This window comes from Benzoatithermus flavus (assembly GCF_037908215.1).
Taxonomy (GTDB): Bacteria; Pseudomonadota; Alphaproteobacteria; order Geminicoccales; family Geminicoccaceae; genus Benzoatithermus; species Benzoatithermus flavus.
The window spans coordinates 1-671 of record NZ_JBBLZC010000096.1 but is presented as its reverse complement, the minus strand read 5'-3'; the positions used below and the strand labels follow the sequence as shown (position 1 = coordinate 671).

The following is a 671-nucleotide window of genomic DNA, read 5'->3' as shown; positions in this document are numbered from 1 at the left end:
AAGGATTGTCGTACCAAATGGTATGGGGCTGGATGCTGGTTCCGCTGCCAAAAGACATTTTGCTATCGATCGCAGCCGGCTTGATCGCTCCAAAGCTTTGCCGGGCGATCGGCCGCTCCTCTTCCGCGAGCCGTCCGGCGGAATAACCGAAGCGCGCCTTTTTTACACCAGGCGCGCTTTTTGTTTGGAAACCCTCGATCATGGATTAGAAGAATAAACGAAGGATCTGGTACACAAACCCCGCAATCAACGCTGACACCGGCAAGGTGATGATCCACGTCAGCACAATGCGGCGAGCGACGCCCCATTTGACGCCTTTCACCCGTTGGGCGGCGCCGACTCCCATGATGGCCGAGGAAATGACGTGCGTCGTACTGACTGGCAAGTGGAACATCGTCGCCGAAAGAATGACGAGCGCAGACGACAAATCGGCCGCCGCCCCGTTGATCGGGCGGATTTTCATAATTTTCCCGCCGACCGTTTTAATGATCTTCCACCCACCAACGGCCGTTCCCAACCCCATGGCCAAGGCGGCAGAAATGCGCACCCATTCAGGAATGTCGGTCGTCGCGTGGTATCCGCCGGCGATTAACGCCATCGTAATGATCCCCATCGCTTTTTGAGCGTCGTTTGTTCCGTGCGTATACGCCTGAAACGCCGCCGTCACAATT

1 protein-coding gene and 1 pseudogene are annotated in these 671 nt (G+C 56.5%); one reads left to right on the top strand and one right to left on the bottom strand.

From position 1 onward, the window contains the following. Positions 1–146: pseudogene (locus U1T56_RS24250) on the top strand (BioY family transporter); the annotation flags it as partial. Positions 147–205: 59 nt separating this feature from the next. Here the strand turns inward: U1T56_RS24250 and U1T56_RS24245 are convergent. Continuing rightward, on the bottom strand, positions 206–671 hold a 466-nt coding region (locus tag U1T56_RS24245), incomplete at its 5' end, for an inorganic phosphate transporter (RefSeq protein WP_418162052.1).